The 15,659-nt window shown below is 59.8% G+C and carries 12 protein-coding genes; 8 read left to right on the forward strand and 4 right to left on the reverse strand.

Features of this window, described 5'->3' with window-relative positions; all coding sequences use genetic code 11:
* Positions 1-204: 204 nt before the first annotated feature.
* From holB to AC6H1L_RS18045, 3 genes are all read left to right on the forward strand, one after another.
* Complete coding sequence (gene holB, locus AC6H1L_RS18035) at positions 205-1,242, forward strand: DNA polymerase III subunit delta' (protein WP_497598854.1); 1,038 nt, start codon at positions 205-207, stop codon at positions 1,240-1,242.
* Between the two features lie 129 nt (positions 1,243-1,371).
* A complete protein-coding gene (locus AC6H1L_RS18040) occupies positions 1,372-2,169 on the forward strand; it encodes an enoyl-CoA hydratase-related protein (protein ID WP_497598855.1) in 798 nt (265 codons plus the stop codon).
* 69 nt (positions 2,170-2,238) lie between these two features.
* Entirely contained in the window at positions 2,239-3,165 is a 927-nt protein-coding gene (locus AC6H1L_RS18045) for a hypothetical protein (RefSeq protein WP_497598856.1), read from the forward strand.
* 224 nt (positions 3,166-3,389) lie between these two features.
* On the opposite strand, the gene AC6H1L_RS18050 is transcribed toward AC6H1L_RS18045, so the two are convergent.
* Both AC6H1L_RS18050 and argJ read right to left on the reverse strand, forming a co-directional pair.
* Positions 3,390-4,598 carry an acetylornithine transaminase gene (locus tag AC6H1L_RS18050; protein ID WP_497598857.1) on the reverse strand — a complete coding sequence of 403 codons (1,209 nt, stop codon included), beginning with the start codon at positions 4,596-4,598 and terminating at the stop codon, positions 3,390-3,392.
* 55 nt (positions 4,599-4,653) lie between these two features.
* Positions 4,654-5,865, reverse strand: a complete 1,212-nt coding sequence (gene argJ, locus AC6H1L_RS18055; RefSeq protein WP_497598858.1) for a bifunctional glutamate N-acetyltransferase/amino-acid acetyltransferase ArgJ — start codon at positions 5,863-5,865, stop codon at positions 4,654-4,656.
* Positions 5,866-6,441: 576 nt separating this feature from the next.
* Between argJ and AC6H1L_RS18060 the strand changes: the two genes are divergently transcribed.
* A complete protein-coding gene (locus AC6H1L_RS18060; RefSeq protein ID WP_497598859.1) occupies positions 6,442-7,080 on the forward strand; it encodes a class IV adenylate cyclase in 639 nt (212 codons plus the stop codon).
* A 237-nt stretch (positions 7,081-7,317) separates the two neighbouring features.
* Here the strand turns inward: AC6H1L_RS18060 and ftsH are convergent, their stop codons facing one another.
* Both ftsH and AC6H1L_RS18070 read right to left on the reverse strand, forming a co-directional pair.
* Complete coding sequence (gene ftsH, locus AC6H1L_RS18065; protein ID WP_497598860.1) at positions 7,318-9,321, reverse strand: ATP-dependent zinc metalloprotease FtsH; 2,004 nt, start codon at positions 9,319-9,321, stop codon at positions 7,318-7,320.
* A 392-nt stretch (positions 9,322-9,713) separates the two neighbouring features.
* Positions 9,714-10,154 (reverse strand): acyl-CoA thioesterase, encoded by a 441-nt coding sequence (locus tag AC6H1L_RS18070; protein ID WP_497598861.1) that lies wholly within the window; start codon positions 10,152-10,154, stop codon positions 9,714-9,716.
* A gap of 339 nt (positions 10,155-10,493) precedes the next feature.
* Here AC6H1L_RS18070 and AC6H1L_RS18075 point away from each other — a divergent pair, with 339 nt between their 5' ends.
* From AC6H1L_RS18075 to AC6H1L_RS18090, 4 genes are all read left to right on the forward strand, one after another.
* On the forward strand, positions 10,494-11,585 hold the full coding sequence (locus AC6H1L_RS18075; protein ID WP_497598862.1) for a LacI family DNA-binding transcriptional regulator: 1,092 nt from the start codon (positions 10,494-10,496) through the stop codon (positions 11,583-11,585).
* Between the two features lie 471 nt (positions 11,586-12,056).
* Entirely contained in the window at positions 12,057-13,382 is a 1,326-nt protein-coding gene (locus tag AC6H1L_RS18080; protein ID WP_497598863.1) for a substrate-binding domain-containing protein, read from the forward strand.
* A gap of 302 nt (positions 13,383-13,684) precedes the next feature.
* Complete coding sequence (locus AC6H1L_RS18085) at positions 13,685-14,605, forward strand: carbohydrate ABC transporter permease (protein WP_497598864.1); 921 nt, start codon at positions 13,685-13,687, stop codon at positions 14,603-14,605.
* Between the two features lie 129 nt (positions 14,606-14,734).
* Positions 14,735-15,652 carry a carbohydrate ABC transporter permease gene (locus AC6H1L_RS18090; protein WP_497601565.1) on the forward strand — a complete coding sequence of 306 codons (918 nt, stop codon included), beginning with the start codon at positions 14,735-14,737 and terminating at the stop codon, positions 15,650-15,652.
* Positions 15,653-15,659: the final 7 nt, after the last annotated feature.

Below are 15,659 nucleotides of genomic sequence, written 5' to 3' on the forward strand. Positions count from 1 at the left end.
GTTGTCATCCCTGCTATGAGGTAGGTGACAGCCGCTGGACGAATTTTCCCACGGCCTCCCTCAACTGGGCAGACAATAGTACAGCATACAGTATAGCACACGCAAGCGAACTGGCGCAGGATGGGTCAAGGCGGCACTCGCAGCAAGGCGAGAAGGCCGCTCCGTCTTGCCTGAAAGCGCTCTTTCTGTTACGATAATAAGACCATGACTGTGACAGCTCTTGAGGCAGCCGCGCACGGTTGGGGGATCATTGGACATGAGCATGCCCTGGAGCGTCTGCGCCGGGCCTTAGCCTCGCAGCAAGTGCGCCATGCCTATCTGTTTACTGGCCCTGATCAGATAGGCAAAACGCTGCTGGCCCAGCGCTTTGCCCAGGCACTGCTCTGCACGGGGGGGCCTGATCCGCAGCAGGCTCCCGTCAACCCGTGTCATCGCTGTCTGGCCTGTCGGAAAGTGCTGCATGGCAACCATCCCGATGTCCATGTCATCTCCCGCCCTCCAGACAAGCAGTTTATTCTCATTGATCAGATTCGCGCTCTCCAGGCTGAGGCCGCCCGTCATGCGCTTGAGGGACGCTATAAGATCTTCATTATTGTAGGGGCCCATGAGATGAATCCCCAGGCTGCGAATTGTCTCCTGAAGACGCTGGAGGAACCGGAGCCGGGGGTAGTTTTGCTGCTGACGGCTCCTGAGCGGGGGCTGCTCTTGCCAACGATTCTCTCGCGTGTGCAGCATATCCCGCTGCATCTGCTCAGCAGTGCTCAGATTCGCGAGGCCCTCGAAACCTATTGGGAGGTTGAGGCCGAGGAGGCGGAGCTGATTGCGGCCCTGGCCTCGGGGCGTATGGGGTGGGCGGTACGGGCAGTAGAAGATGAGCAACTGCTCATAGAGCGACGCGAGCAGTTAGAGCTGTTGGCGCGCCTCCCGGGGCAGGGACGGACAGAGCGCTTTGCGGTCGCCCAGCGACTGAGTGCAGAGCCGGAGCGCCTGCGCCAGGTGCTGGAGTTATGGCTACTCTGGTGGCGCGATCTGCTGCTGCTGGCCAACGGTGGACAGGATCTGATTGTCAATGTCGACATGCGCGAGCTGCTTCAGCAGCAAGCGGAACGGCTCGGCGCCGCTGGGGCGCGTCGCATGATCTATGCGATCCTGCGCACGCTGGAGGCGCTCGACCAAAATGTGAACCCGCGGGCTGCCCTGGAGGTGCTTATGTTAGATCTCCCTGTGCTGAGTCGCGCCTGAACTGAAGGCTGCCTTGCACGGCGCGTGTGTGGCCTGCGAACCTGCACAAGCTGATTGACCGACTAACGCCTTGACTGGCAACGATGCCTGTTCCCCTCGTTTCGTTGAGGGAAGGAGCAAAGGAAAGCCATGCCGAAGACATTCCAACATCTGCTTGTCGACCAGGCGGAAGGCGTGCTGACGATCACTTTCAATCGTCCCGAGGTGCGTAACGCCTTCAACGACCGCATGCTTGAGGAGCTGGCTGAGGCCCTGGAGGAAGCCGCCGCTGATGCGGCTGTCCGCTGTGTCGTACTGACCGGCGCCGGTGGGGCTTTTGGTTCCGGCCAGGATTTGCGTGCCTTTGAGGCCCGGGCCGCAGGTGAGCGCCGAGGCCGTGTGAGCGAGCATCTACAGAAGTACCATCGCGTGATCCGCAGCATTCGGGAAATGCAGAAGCCGGTCATTGCTGCGGTGCGCGGCGTAGCGGCAGGGGCCTCGTGCAGTGTGGCGCTGGCTTGCGATCTCCGCATTGCCTCTGAAAATGCCCGTTTCTTGCAGGCTTTTGCGCGCATCGGCTTGATCCCCGACGCCGGTGGCGGCTTCTTCTTGACTCGGCTGGTCGGCCTGGGTAAGGCGCTAGAGCTAGCCATGCTGGCTGAGGAGGTTTCAGGACGCGAGGCTGAGCGCCTTGGGCTGGTCAATCGTTGTGTCCCTGACGCTGAGTTTGAAGAGGCCACCCAGGCCCTGGCTCGCCGGCTGGCACAGGGACCAACGCGCGCTTATGGTCTGATCAAACAATTGCTCAATACGGCGGTGAGTAGCGATCTGGAGACTGTCCTGCGTCTGGAGGGTGAGCTGCAGGAGATCGCGATTGAGACCGCTGATCATCGTGAGGGCGTGACGGCCTTCCGTGAGAAGCGTGCGCCGCGCTATACTGGGCAGTAAGTTCAGGGTTGGTGCCCTCAAAACGGTGGGGTGAGGTCTTGGCTCGTTCTTTCCCTGTCTTGATCGGCTGTGCGTATCGATTCGCTGCCCTATAATAACGCTCAGACGCAGGGGCCGGCACGTCGTCGCTGGCTGCAAGAGCATGCTCCCCAGCATCTAGAGCAGTCTGCTGCGCTGATGCTGGAGGCTGTGGCACGGCGCTCGCCGGCACTTTCGCGCGGGATTGTTGTGTTAGGGGCCGGTGCCTGTACTGAAATCCCTCTGGAGAAGCTCGCACGCGCTGCGGATGAGGTGCTCCTGGTGGATCTGGATCGGGCGGCTCTGCAGCAGGCACGGGCTGAGCTGCCTGTGGCTTCCTTGCGGGCACGCGTGCAGTTACTGACCTGTGACCTGACTGGTGGCGTCAGTACTTGGCTGCAAGAGCGCCTGCGTTTGCTTCCCTGGCAGGCCCTGGAGCAAGGGGAGGCTTCTGCGCTTTGGGACCGGCTGGCCGCTGTTCTCGATGACTGCCCTGTACCTGATCCGCCGCAGATTCAGGGTCTGCCCCAGGCCACTTTCGGTCTGGCTATCAGTTCGCTGGTGCTCTCCCAACTCTTCAGTTATCCATTGCTCGACCTTCTCGATAGCGTCCAGCAGCGAGCTGCCCGCCATCTAGGAACCCAAGAGCGCCATCGCCGCTATCAAGAGGCGGCCCAGCGCTTCCGCCTGCGTATTATTACAGCTCATCTGCATCTCTTGCGCGAGCTTGTAGAGCCAGGTGGGCTGGTCGTACTGCTGAGCGACGTACGGGGCTTTCTCTTTAAGGAGGGCCAGGGGGAAGAGGCCGGGCCAGTGCGTCGCGAGCTGCCGCTGGTACCTTACGCGTTCTTTGATTTGGTGCGGCAGACCTTTACAGTGCTGGCCGAACGACGCTGGGAATGGCTGAGCGATTTACCGACTCCCGAACGACCGGGCCGGGGCTACGAGGTAGTCGGCTATCTGGCCGCTGTCTCTTGAGCCTGGGTCGTCTGGGCTGGGCGACCCGCCTGGCCTGGCTGGGACGCCGGGGCTTTGAGATCACAAGTTGCACGCTGTTGCGCGCTAAAGAAGGGCGCTCGCCAGGGCTAAGCCAGTGGAGCGGTTGAGAGCCAACCCTCAGCCAGGCGAGCGCCCCAGATTAAACAAACACACCAAACGGCCATGAAGCCAGTCAGCCAGGACGGCGACGGCACGCCAGCCCTCTACTGGCGGGCCACATCTTCCAGGGCGCGATCGAGGCGTTGGGCAGCCTCGTCGATATCGGCCCTCGTCAGGATCAAGGGCGGCACCATGCGCAGGGTAGCATTGCCCAGACTATTCAGCAGCAAGCCATGCTTGAGCGCCTGATCAACAATGGCCGGTGCCAGATCGTGCTTGACCTCTACAGCGCGCATCAGGCCAATGCCCCGCGGATTCGCGATGAAATCGTACTTCTGACAAAGTACGTCTAGCTTCTCATGCCAGTACTCGCCCATGCGGGCGGCATTCTCAATCAGGCGCTCCTCCTGGATAGTCTTCAGCGTAGCCAGGGCGGCGGCACAAGCCAGTGGATTGCCGCCGAAGGTTGAACCGTGATCACCGGGCACGAACAGATCAGTACGGCGTCCGGTGAGCATAGCCCCGATCGGCACGCCACCGGCCAGGCCTTTAGCCAGGGTAATAATGTCGGGCATCACGCCGTAGTGCTCGAAACCGAAGAACTTACCCGTGCGACCCATGCCCGCCTGCACCTCATCGCAGATCATCACCAGATTCTGTTCGTCGCACCAGCGGCGCACCCCTTGCATAAACTCCCTGGTCGCGGGCCAGATCCCTCCCTCGCCCTGGACGGACTCCAGCAGCACACCCACGGTCTTCTCGCTGGTCGCAGCCTTGAGGGCGTCGAGATCGTTGAACGGGACCTGCTTAAAGCCATCGGGCAGCGGCTTCCAGGTCTCCTGATAGTGAGCCTGACCGGTAGCCGCCGTTGTAGCGAGTGTGCGCCCGTGAAAGCTGCGCTCCATGCTGATGATTTCATAGGCGCCGTTGCGGTGCAGCCGTCCAAACTTGCGGGCCAGCTTGATAGCGCCCTCGTTGGCCTCGGCCCCACTGTTGCTAAAGAACGAGCGCATGCCGCCGCTCAGCAGGGCCAATTGCTCGGCCAGTTCGATCTGGCGCGTATTGTAGTACAGATTAGAAACATGGATCAACCGCGCGGCCTGCTCCTGCACAGCCTGCACGACCGCTGGATGGCAGTGCCCAAGAACATTCACGGCGATGCCGGCCACAAAATCCAGGTACTCGCGCCCCTCCGTATCCCAGACGCGGATGCCCTGGCCGCGCACGAAGGTGACAGGCTGGCGTTTAAAGGTGGCCTGATAATATTTCTGCTCAAGTGCAATCCAATCACGTTTAAGCATATGTGTAGCCATTGATCAAGCTCCTTACTCTGCCACGGACCGGACCTGCTGTTGACCAACCATTGAGCTAGCGCGTGTAGAGCGTATTCTCATCAATATAGCCATGAGTCAGGTCGCAGCCCCAGGCGGTCGCCTCAGCTTCGCCCAGATGGAGATCGATCGTAACAGTCACCTCGCTGGCGGCCATAACAGCGCGCGCAGCCGCTTCATCGTACGAGGCGGCTCCTCCCTGCTGCACCACCTGGACCGGGCCAATGAAAATATCAAAGCGGTTGGGATCAAGAGTACAGCCACAGGCGCCAAGAGCGGCGACAATCCGGCCCCAGTTGGGATCACCGCCGGCCAAAGCACACTGCCAGAGAGGCGACAGAGTAATACCGCGGGCCGCTTTAATCGCATCGGTCCGGTCGCGCGCGCCGCGCACATGGACCGTCATCAGCTTAGTGGCTCCCTCACCATCGCGCGCAATCTCGCGAGCCAGGTAAGTTGTCACGCGACGCAGCGCCTCGCGGAAACGCGGCGCATCGGGATGGGCCTCATTGAGCGGCCTATTACCGGCCAGGCCATTGGCGAAGAGCAGACAAGTATCGTTCGTCGACATATCGCCATCGACGGAGATCATATTAAACGACTCCGCCACCGCGGCCCGCAGCTCCTCTTGCAGCCAGGCCTGCTCAACAGCGACATCGGTCGTCAAATAGCACAGCATCGTTGCCATATTGGGGTAGATCATCCCGGCGCCCTTCGTTGCTCCACCCAGGCGCACCGTGCGGCCCTCGATCTCAAATTCCAGAGCGATCCGCTTCGGACGTGTATCAGTCGTCAAAATGGCCTCGGCAAAATCGTTCCCGCTCTGGCTGCTTAGCTCAATGGCCGCGATGCCCTGTTCAATCTTCTCCATAGGCAACTGTCGGCCAATAATACCGGTCGAAGAGCAGAGCACCAGCTCTTTTGGGATACCCAGGTGAGCGGCGGCCAGCTCAGCCATGCGATAGGCGTTGCGTAGGCCCTGCTCTCCAGTAGCGCAGTTAGCATTGCCGCTATTGACGACCACCGCCTGCGCCTTGCCGCTGCGCAGATACTCACGGCACAGCAGCACTGGGGCGGCAGGAGTGCGGCTCGTGGTAAAGGTCCCGGCGGCGACGCAAGGGACATCCGAAGCCAGGATCGCCAGATCCTTTATCGCCGCATCGGATTTAATGCCGCAAGCAACAGCTCCAGCGCGAAAGCCGCGCGGAGCAGTGACACAGAGGTCTACCTCACGGAACTCCTCAGTCAATGGTTGTCCCTCCTGATACAGCTAGAGCTGGCGACTCGGCAGCAAGCCAGGGGCGGCGTGAGCTGCTGAGCCTTCTCTCTGACTGATAGGCGGCAGGTCTCAGGAGGTGCGAAGGCCTCCTTCCCTGCTGCTTTTCCCTCTCTAGAAAACATCCCATTGCTCCCTTGGATGCGGGAGCCGCTTCGACCTGGCTGACCTGACCGAGGTGAAAGAGGATCTTAGGCAAAAAAAGAAAACCGGCGACGGCCAAACACCGGCTCTGGTAACAGAGGCCGCGCAGCTAACCGGGATGATCAGCGTGCCAGCAAAGGGACAGGGCGCTAAAGCCAGAGGAGGACTACAGATCAGCTCAGAAAGGAGTCGCCTCCCCGGCCTCCCCTTCGGACGCACCAGCATAGCCGGCGCGGCGCAAATCTCGCAACCTTTGCTGAATAGTATAGTGCGGGGGGCAATCCTTGTAAAGCCTTCGTCCTGGAACCACTTCGCCTCGGCGCGGCATCTAGCTCTTATCAGCGAGGCGCTCGCGGGAGTATAATGAACAACATAGGAGACTCTAGCTGGAAGGATAGCCTGACCGTGCAAAACCTGGAATTAAAAGTCCGCTGCCTCGGTGCTACAACGCTGCGGCAGGTAGAAGCGCTGGCCTGCAGCGCAGGAGCAACCTACGTGCGCACCGTGAAGCAGCGCGATACCTACTTTCCGACAGCGCACGCCCGCCTCAAGTTGCGCGAGTGGTGGCGTGAAGATGAGATAGCCGACACAGCCAGCGTAGTCAACGTGGCTGCGGGCGAAGCCGCCAAGAGGCCTGCTCAACAAAGTGAGCGGGCCGGGGAGGAAAGCCGTGAGAGCGGCAGAGAGGGGGCTGTCCTGATCTCCTCACTGCCCCAAGAGCGGGCAGGAACTCGCACCAGCGAGTATTTGGTTTATCCTGTCAGCGAGCCATTGGTCCTCCGGGCCTTGCTCTCAGCAGCCTTAGGAGTACTGGTCGTCGTAGAAAAGACCCGTCGTTTCTATCGCTATGGGCACACGCGCATTCACCTGGATGAGGTCAAAGATCTTGGTTCCTTTGTTGAGCTGGAGACTGTCATCGACGAGGGGATCTCTCCCGGGGAGGCCAGCGCCGAGCATTCGGCCCTCATCTCGCTGCTCGAACTAGATCGGCTACCAGTAGTGCCCTACTCCTACAGCGAGCTGCTCACTGGGCAGTGTGACTAGCAGGAAGCTGGGTAAGCCGCCAATCGTCGCAGGCAGGTGTAGCGCAGGGCGCAAGAGCGGACCGGGGACAAGCTCCCACTGTGGCCGCGTCGGGTCAGGCCGCAGTGGCGGGCGGGCAAGCAAATCGCTTAGCCCACCCACCGCTTGCCCAAAGCGCCCGACCTCAGCTCAGCCCAGCCTCGCCGGTGAGGTCCGGCGTCGCCCAGGCCAAGGGTTGGCTGGCTGGCTAGCGAATGATTACGGCTCGCGGCTCCCCTCACCGTGGGAAGGGGACTGAAAGCCCGAGGGCAACGAAGGAAAGAGCGTATCGGGCAGGCGGTCGGCATCGTCTCGCTTGCCGTTGAAGCGAGCATCCGGCATGCCGGTGAAAATCGAGGGAGACTCGTACTCGTCCTCTTGGATTGGTTGATTGAAGAGCGCCTCAAAGGTCGGTCCTTCCAGGGTCTCCTCCTTAATCAGGCGCTCGCTAATCATAATCAGACGCTTCTTGTTCTGGGAGAGCACCTGATAGGCCTTGTTGAAAGCCTCTTGGACAATGCGGCGCACCTCCATATCGATCTCGCGCGCCGTCTCCTCGCTATAGTTGCGCTGCTCATTGAAATCTCGGCCCAGAAAGACCAGCTCTTCCTTATGGCCGAGGGCCACAGGCCCGATCAGATTGCTCATACCATACTCGGTGACCATCGAGCGGGCGATCTTCGTCACGCGCTCAATATCGTTGGAAGCGCCAGTCGTCACCTCGCCGAAGATAATCAGTTCGGCGACGTGACCGCCCAGAGCGTAGGCCAGCATATCTTCAAACTGGGACTTACTCCACAGATAGCGGTCCTCCGTTGGGAGCAGCATCGTAAAGCCGCCCGCCTGGCCACGTGCCACGATCGAGACCTTGTGCACGGGGTCAGTATTGGGGAGCATGCGCGCTACCAGAGCATGACCCACCTCGTGGTAGGCGGTAATCGCCTTTTCGCGCTCGCTGATGATGCGGCTCTTGCGCGCTGGCCCTGCTACTACCCGATCGATGGCCTCCTCCAGCTCTTTCATACTAATGGTCCGGCGATTGCGCCGGGCGGCCAGAATCGCCGCCTCATTCAGGAGATTGGCCAGATCCGCGCCAGAGAAGCCAGGGGTCTGGCGGGCGATCGTCTCTAACGAAACATCCTTTTCCAGCGGCTTGCCGCGAGCATGCACCTGGAGGATCGCCATGCGGCCTCGGATATCGGGGCGATCAAGCACTACCTGGCGATCGAAGCGGCCTGGGCGGAGCAGCGCCGGATCAAGCACATCAGGGCGGTTGGTAGCTGCGATCACAATCACATTGGTGCTTGAATCGAAGCCATCCATTTCCACCAGGATCTGATTGAGCGTCTGCTCACGCTCATCGTGTGAGCCACCCAGACCGGCCCCACGCTGGCGCCCCACCGCATCGATCTCATCGACAAAGACAATGCAGGGGCTATTGCGTTTCGCCTGCTCAAAGAGATCGCGTACGCGGCTCGCCCCCACCCCGACGAACATCTCCACAAACTCCGAGCCACTGATACTAAAGAAAGGTACCCCAGCCTCGCCGGCCACAGCGCGGGCGATCAGGGTTTTGCCGGTGCCCGGGGGCCCCACCAACAAAAGGCCTTTGGGAATGCGCGCCCCGAGAGCGGCGAACTTATCGGGATACTTCAGGAACTCGACAATCTCCTGCAGCTCCTGTTTCGCCTCATCGACGCCGGCCACATCGGCAAAAGTCACCGTCGGCTTATTCCCCAGAAACATGCGAGCGCGACTCTTGCCGAACGAGAGAGCCTGATTGTTGGTACCCTGCGCCTGGCGTAGCAGAATGATCACGACCGCGGCGATCAGCACAAAGGGGATCAGCCCCCCAAGCAAGTTGAGCCAGGCACCCAGCGAACTCGGAGCCTCGTACTGCAAGGTCAACAGGCGATTATTCGTATAGTCTATATTGTTGTCCCGCAGCACGCGAGTAATATCGAAAGAATCGTTGATATTAGCGACCTCGCGCTGGGCCGAGGGAGCGGTGCCCCGCGTCAAGGTGAGGGTATTCGTGCCGACGTTCAAAGTGTCCTGAACCCCGTTGCGCAGATCCGCCTTCAAATGCCCCAAGAGGGTAGAAACTGTCACCGTTTTGGCGCCGCTCTGTGGGCGGAAGAAGACAACGAGGACCAGGACAATGGCGATTGCCAGTAGCAGCCACAGCAGGCTGTTTCTGAGCCATTTCCCTGTACTTGGCATCAAAATTCCTCTCTCTAACCTCTCCTGGAAACGGGCAAGCTCGTATAGGAATGTAGGAGAGCTGTACTATGCATTACTACGCATTACACTGTGTCAATGGAAGACTCATTCGAGGGGTATTATAACATAGTGGACCCTCAATTCTCCACGGAATTCTGATGTAACGCTGAGTGCACCTAAAAGCGTGCTGCGTCCTCTTGAAAGGCCACGACAAGCCATCCGAGAAGGCTAGCCATCCATACCCGGGGGACCAGAAAGAAAGCTATCAACAAAGCCGCTTTTGTGATGACTTTTGTATGAAAAGTATCACTGCTGCAATGGGACCAGGCTAAAGGAGGCGACGCAGCGCGCGTCGCTCCAGCAAAACGAAGAACCTGCTTCTTCAGGCCTGCTCAGGCGGTAGGATCTTCAGCCAGGGCCCGCAACCAGGCGGGCAACTCATGCGCCTGACGTGTCGCGCGCTGAGTATACACATGGACGCTCTCCCCACGGGCCAGCGGTGTCAACGAACCATCAGCCTCCACACGCGCAAAATCGTAACGCACCGTCAGGCTCGTCCTCCCCAGACGCACCAGCGCCGTAGTCAGGCGCACCCGCTCATCGAGGGCCGCCGGCTCCCAAAAATCAAGCTGGCAGTGCACTACCGGGAAGCCAAAACCCTCAGCAAACAGCGTGTGCAAAGGATGACCTAGCGTTTTCAGCAAATGGAGAAAACCGCGGTCCATCCAGACGGTATAAGCAGTATAGTGAATAAAAAACGGGTCCATGTCCACCAGAGAAACATCGAACTCTTGAACGGCTTGCGCCAGGGGTCGGTGATTGCTCTGCTCCACGTTCTCGCTTCTCCCTCGCAGCGTTTTTCACAACTGGTGAGGCTGCCCCTGCCCTGCGGCATGCTGGCAGGACCGAGAGCGGTGCAAACAGAATAGCGGCAGCCAGAACGCCAATCCAATCGAGAGCCGGTCTCCCGACGGCCCTCTGAAATCTATGGTAGCATAGCCGGCCCGGAACAGGCGAATCGAGAAGGCGGTCCTGGACCTTCCGATTATGATAACGTTATCGGAAAAAATCGGCGAAGAGCGCCGACATTTTTTCAGCAGTAAACGGTTCCACCAACGGGGCGAAAAGCAACCAGTTGAAGATTACCCTTGACAGAAAGCGGATTCCAGGGTATGATTCAAGCAACCACTGTGGCGATAAGGTTACCGGTAATGGATGCAAAGTCGAGGCAAAATACGAATCGGCGACGGAGCACCATCGCCGAAATTGCGGCCCGCGCTGGGGTATCGATCCCGACGGTTTCCCGCGTGTTAAACAACCGACCGGATGTGGCTCCGGCCACACGCGAACGCGTGGAGCGAGTAATTCGTGAGGCCGGTTATGTGCGCAGCCGGGTGGCGAATGCGCTCAGACGTGGGAGCAGCGGTATTATCGATCTGGTCGTCCCCGATCTGGATAGCCCCTACTATTTCGAGATCATTCGCGGTGTAGAGGAGGTACTGGAGCGCACCGAGCTGCGCATGGCCCTTTCGACGACGCATGATGAGTCGCGGCGTGAGCGGCAGTGGCTGCGCCAGGTGATTGAGGGCGCGACGGATGGGGCCATTCTGGTGCTCGCGCAGGGCCAATCGGATCGCCTCGACGAATTGCGCCGGCATCGTATCCCCTTTGTGGTGGTGGACCATCGCGGTGAGCTGGGCCCCGATGTGCCGTCAGTTGGCGCTACCAATTGGGCCGGCGGGCGGGCTGCGACAGAGTATCTGCTCTCGTTAGGCCATCGCCGCATCGCCATTATCGCCGGCTGGCCTAATCTCCGCTGCAGCCAGGATCGCATCGCCGGCTATCGCGCGGCTCTGGAAGAGGCTGGTCTGCCTGTCGACCCGGAGCTGATCCGCCCCGGCGAGTTCCGCCAGCAAACCGGCTACGATCAAACCTGCGCGCTGCTGGCCTTGCCCGAGCCACCAACGGCCATCTTCGCCGGTAGCGATCTGCAGGCGATGGGAGTCTATGCCGCTCTGCGGGCACACGGCCTGCGTGTGCCCGACGACGTCAGCGTCGTCGGCTTCGACGATGTGCCCATTGCCACGATGGTCTCCCCAACTCTGACAACGATCCGCCAGCCTCTGGCCGAAATGGGTCGCATGGCGACAACAATGCTGCTACGCCTGATTGCGGGCGAACCACTCGATAGCATGCGCGTCGAGCTGGCAACCTCCCTGGTTGTTCGTGAATCTTGTGCGCCTCCACCCTCGTCCAGACGCTAGCGTGCGTCAGCGCTGATCAGCGCGGCGAGGCGTGTGCTCATAGATTGCTTGGCACAAACACATCAGTATGTATGCATGTCTGGCTGTATGTATGTTAAGGATGGCAGGTTAGAGTGGCCTGCCGCTTGCCAGGCCTTGGCAAGCCGCCACTGCCAGCGATGGAGGCAGCACCAACAGCACAAGCAAGCTGTAGAAAGGAGGCTACTCTCAGCGTCGAGCGCCTGATTTGCTCACAAGGCAGTCGCCCTGGCTGGCCGTTCCCGATGCCGACTCGTTTGCTTCGATCTCTCTGTTCCTGTCTGGCCCCCGTTCCGGGACGGCAGCTGTGGCGCGCCAGCCAGACGGCTGCCTGTCTTGCCGGCCAAAGCAAGGATGTTTTCGGGTCTGTCCTGTCCATGTGCAGCGCCATGCCACTGTATGCGTGGGCCTCAATCACGACGGGCGAGCAAAGATGCCAGAGGAGATGGAACTATGCAGCAAAGGAGAATCTCTCGCCGCGACTTTCTCCAGACAACCGGTGCGGTCTCGCTGGCCGCACTGCTCTCGGGCTGCTTTGGTGTGGGCGGCCAGAGCGGTGGCAGTAGCGGCGCCCAGTCGATTGTGATCTGGGATATCAGCACCGGTAATCAGCAAAAGCTGATCCAGGACATCACGGCGAAGTTTAACCAGACGCACCCCACGATTCACGCCACCGTGCAGTTCTTCCAGAATGACCCCTATAAGCAGAAGCTCCAGGTGGCGATGGGAGCGCACCAGCCGCCCGATATCTTCTTCGGCTGGGGCGGTGGCATCCTCAAGTCCTATATCGATGCCGGCGATGTCTACGATTTGACCCCTGATCTGAACGCCGATCCGGCCTGGCGCGACCGTTTCCTGCCTTCTTCACTGGGTGCTGTCACCTTTAACAACCACATCTATGGTATCCCCAACGACGGCGTACAGCCAGTGGTCTTCCTCTATAATAAGGACATCTTTGAGAAGTATAAGCTGTCGGTCCCACAGACCTGGGGCGAGCTGCTGAATCTGGTGAAGACGGTCAAGCAGCAAGGACTGCAGCCGATTGCGCTTGGTGGAGCAAGCAAGTGGACCTATTTGATGTATGAAATGTATCTGGTCGATCGCCTCGGCGGCCCGCAGGTCTTTGATGCCATCATGGCCAACCAGCCCAATGCCTGGTCGAATCCGGTCATTATCAAGGCCAATACCATGATTCAGGACCTGGTGGCTGCCGGTGCCTTCGGTAGCGGCTTTGCCTCGGTCAGCTACGATACTGGTCAGGCGAGCGCCCTGCTCTATACCGGCAAGGCGGCCATGCATCTGATGGGTACCTGGGATTTCGGCACGATTATGAACGACGACCCTGCCTTTATTCAGCAGGGTAAGCTGGGCTGGTTCCCCTTCCCGGCCGTCGAAGGAGGAGTCGGCGATCCGTCTAACCTGACCGGCGTGCCCTGTAATTACTACTCGGTCGCTAAGACATCAAAAGCTATTCAGGCCTGTGTGACCTATCTCAAGGATGCTGTCCTTAACGACGAGGCGGTCGATCGGCGCATTGCTCTTGGCGAGATCCCGCCGGTCAAGGGAATCGAGGGCAAGCTGAGCAACGCCCCACATAGCGACTGGCTGCTCTTCGTGTATCGCCTGGTCCAGAAAGCGGCCCACTTCCAGCTTGCCTGGGATCAGGCCCTGCCGCCGCAGCCGGCGCAGGCCCTGCTGACCAATCTTGATCAGCTCTTCCTTCGCCAGATCTCGCCGCAGCAGTTCTCGGCGAACATGAACCAGACGATCGGTACCTGATTGATTGACTGATAGGGTGCAAGCTGCTCGCAGCGGTAGCTGAGCCGGTGGGATGGGTGGAACAGGGTCTACGAGCGGGGAGGGTCCTCTGTTCCACCCATCCATCTATCCACCTATCCATCTCTACTTGTTATGATCCTGCTGGTCTCCTGTTGCAGTCGATGGCAACGGGAAGGTTGCTCAAGCGCTAGTGCTGGCTGCTTCTCTGCGTCGCCGATCGCTGACGCACCGGCTGGCTTGCGAGGCATGAGGCGCTGCTAGCACCCGCTGTTCTCCGCTGTGCTGAGGCTAGAGCTATGAGTATGAGTGTGACCGCGCGCACTGCCCCTACGCGAAGAGGGCCTGCCTCCTGGCCGGCGCTCTTGTGGACGGCCCCGGCCCTGTGTTTCTATGCCTTGTTCGCGCTCTTCCCCCTGTTGGTGGCCTTATATCTGAGCTTCACGAATTGGAATGGCATTGCCCAGGCGGCCTGGGTCGGCCCGGCGAACTGGCTGCATTTCTTCTCTGATCCGCTGACCCTGCACGCGATCGGGCTGACGATAGAGATGATGATCCTGACCTGGGTGCTACAGACCCCGCTCAGCTTACTGCTGGGGGTCTTTATGGCCGGCCAGCAGCGCTATCGCGCTGTCCTGAGTGTCTTCTACTTCCTGCCTTTGCTCTTCTCAACAGTGGCCATCGGGATCACTTGGGTCTCGATCCTTGATCCTAATTTCGGCCTTATTAATGTGACCTTGCGTGCTCTCGGCCTCTCCTCTTGGGCGCGTGGTTGGTTGGGTGATCCCAATCTGGCTTTCTATGTGGTGGCTATTGTCATCGCCTGGCAGTTTATCCCCTTCCATTCCCTGCTCTATATGACCGGCGCGCGTCAGATCCCCCGCGAGCTGTATGATGTGGCCGAGATCGATGGGGCCGGCAGGTTGCGCAAGTTCTTCTCAATTACTTTGCCACAGCTGAAGTATACAATCATCACCTCTTCGATCTTCATGTTAACTGGCTCGCTCACCTATTTCGACCTGATCTGGGTGATGACAGGAGGCGGGCCGGGCTATGCCACGCGCATTTTGCCGCTGCACATGTATATTACGGCCTTTATGAATGAGCAGGTGGGCTACGGTAGCGTCATTGCTCTGGTTCTAGCCGTGAGTGGCATAGCGCTCTCTCTCTTGCTGCTAAGGGTCACTGGGTTTCTGCGCATGTCCAGTCAGCTTGAGGGTCTCTGAGCGGCCTGGTTGAGAGAGGACAGAAAGGAAGCAATGGATAGTAGCAGTAGCAGAGAAGGAGGAAAGGCGATGCGGCTGAACCGTGCGCTTCTGAGTGTGCTCCCCTTGACGGGGGGGCGAGCCGCGCCAATGAGGACCGAGGTGGCACCGGAGGCCCTCGGTAGGCAGGGCCTGGAGGAGAAGCGCGCGCCGGAGAAGCGGCCCCCGCGCCAACGACGGCCTTTCCGGGCGAGCCGGCTGGTCGAGCTGATTCCGGCCTTCTGCGGCTTGCTGTGGTTTGTGGTCGCTTTCTATCCGCTGCTCTACATGTTTATGAGCAGCCTGCGCTCTCAGGCCGGCTTCTATCTTGATAATCCCTGGTTACCTCCAGCGCAGCCGACGCTGGAAAACTATATCAGTGTCTGGGAGAATGGCTTCAGCCTCTATCTATTGAACAGCCTTTTCGTGCTGGTGATCAGCGTGGCCCTGATCTTGCTGATCTCTGTTCCAGCGGCCTACGCGATCGCGCGCATGCGCAACCGGCTCACGCGGGCGATCTTTAGTCTGTTCTTGCTGGGGCTGGCCATCCCGCTGCAGGCGGTAATCATACCGATCTATGCCATCATCAGTAGCATGCACATCTATGATACGCTCTTCGCCCTGATTCTGCCCTATGTGGCGTTCGGGGTGCCGTTGTCGGTGCTGGTACTGGTGACCTTTATTCGCGATATTCCTTCCGAGCTGCATGAGGCAATGCGCCTGGATGGAGCCAGCCATCTGCAGATTCTCTGGCGGCTCGTCATTCCGCTCTCGCGCCCGGCCCTAATCACTGTGACGATCTATGAGTCAATCCAGGTCTGGAACGGCTTCCTGTTCCCGCTGGTGCTGACCCAAAGCCCGGAGGTGCGAGTGTTGCCGCTTGCCTTGTGGAGTTTCCAGGGACAGTATGCGGCTGACGTGCCGGCCATTATGGCGGCGGTCTTCCTCTCGGCTGTCCCCATGCTCTTGCTCTACATCTTCGGTCGGCGGCAGTTGCTGACGGGCCTGCTGGCCGGTTTCAGCCGTTGAGGCGACC

The organism is Thermogemmatispora argillosa (assembly GCF_059696725.1).

Excerpts from the sequence above, each read along its gene's own strand:
- holB (WP_497598854.1), top strand. The coding sequence starts at position 205 with ATGACTGTGACAGCTCTTGAGGCAGCCGCGCACGGTTGGGGGATCATT.
- AC6H1L_RS18040 (WP_497598855.1), top strand. The coding sequence starts at position 1,372 with ATGCCGAAGACATTCCAACATCTGCTTGTCGACCAGGCGGAAGGCGTG.
- AC6H1L_RS18050 (WP_497598857.1), bottom strand. The coding sequence starts at position 4,598 with ATGGCTACACATATGCTTAAACGTGATTGGATTGCACTTGAGCAGAAA.
- ftsH (WP_497598860.1), bottom strand. The coding sequence starts at position 9,321 with ATGCCAAGTACAGGGAAATGGCTCAGAAACAGCCTGCTGTGGCTGCTA.
- AC6H1L_RS18075 (WP_497598862.1), top strand. The coding sequence starts at position 10,494 with ATGATTCAAGCAACCACTGTGGCGATAAGGTTACCGGTAATGGATGCA.
- AC6H1L_RS18080 (WP_497598863.1), top strand. The coding sequence starts at position 12,057 with ATGCAGCAAAGGAGAATCTCTCGCCGCGACTTTCTCCAGACAACCGGT.
- AC6H1L_RS18085 (WP_497598864.1), top strand. The coding sequence starts at position 13,685 with ATGAGTGTGACCGCGCGCACTGCCCCTACGCGAAGAGGGCCTGCCTCC.
- AC6H1L_RS18090 (WP_497601565.1), top strand. The coding sequence starts at position 14,735 with ATGAGGACCGAGGTGGCACCGGAGGCCCTCGGTAGGCAGGGCCTGGAG.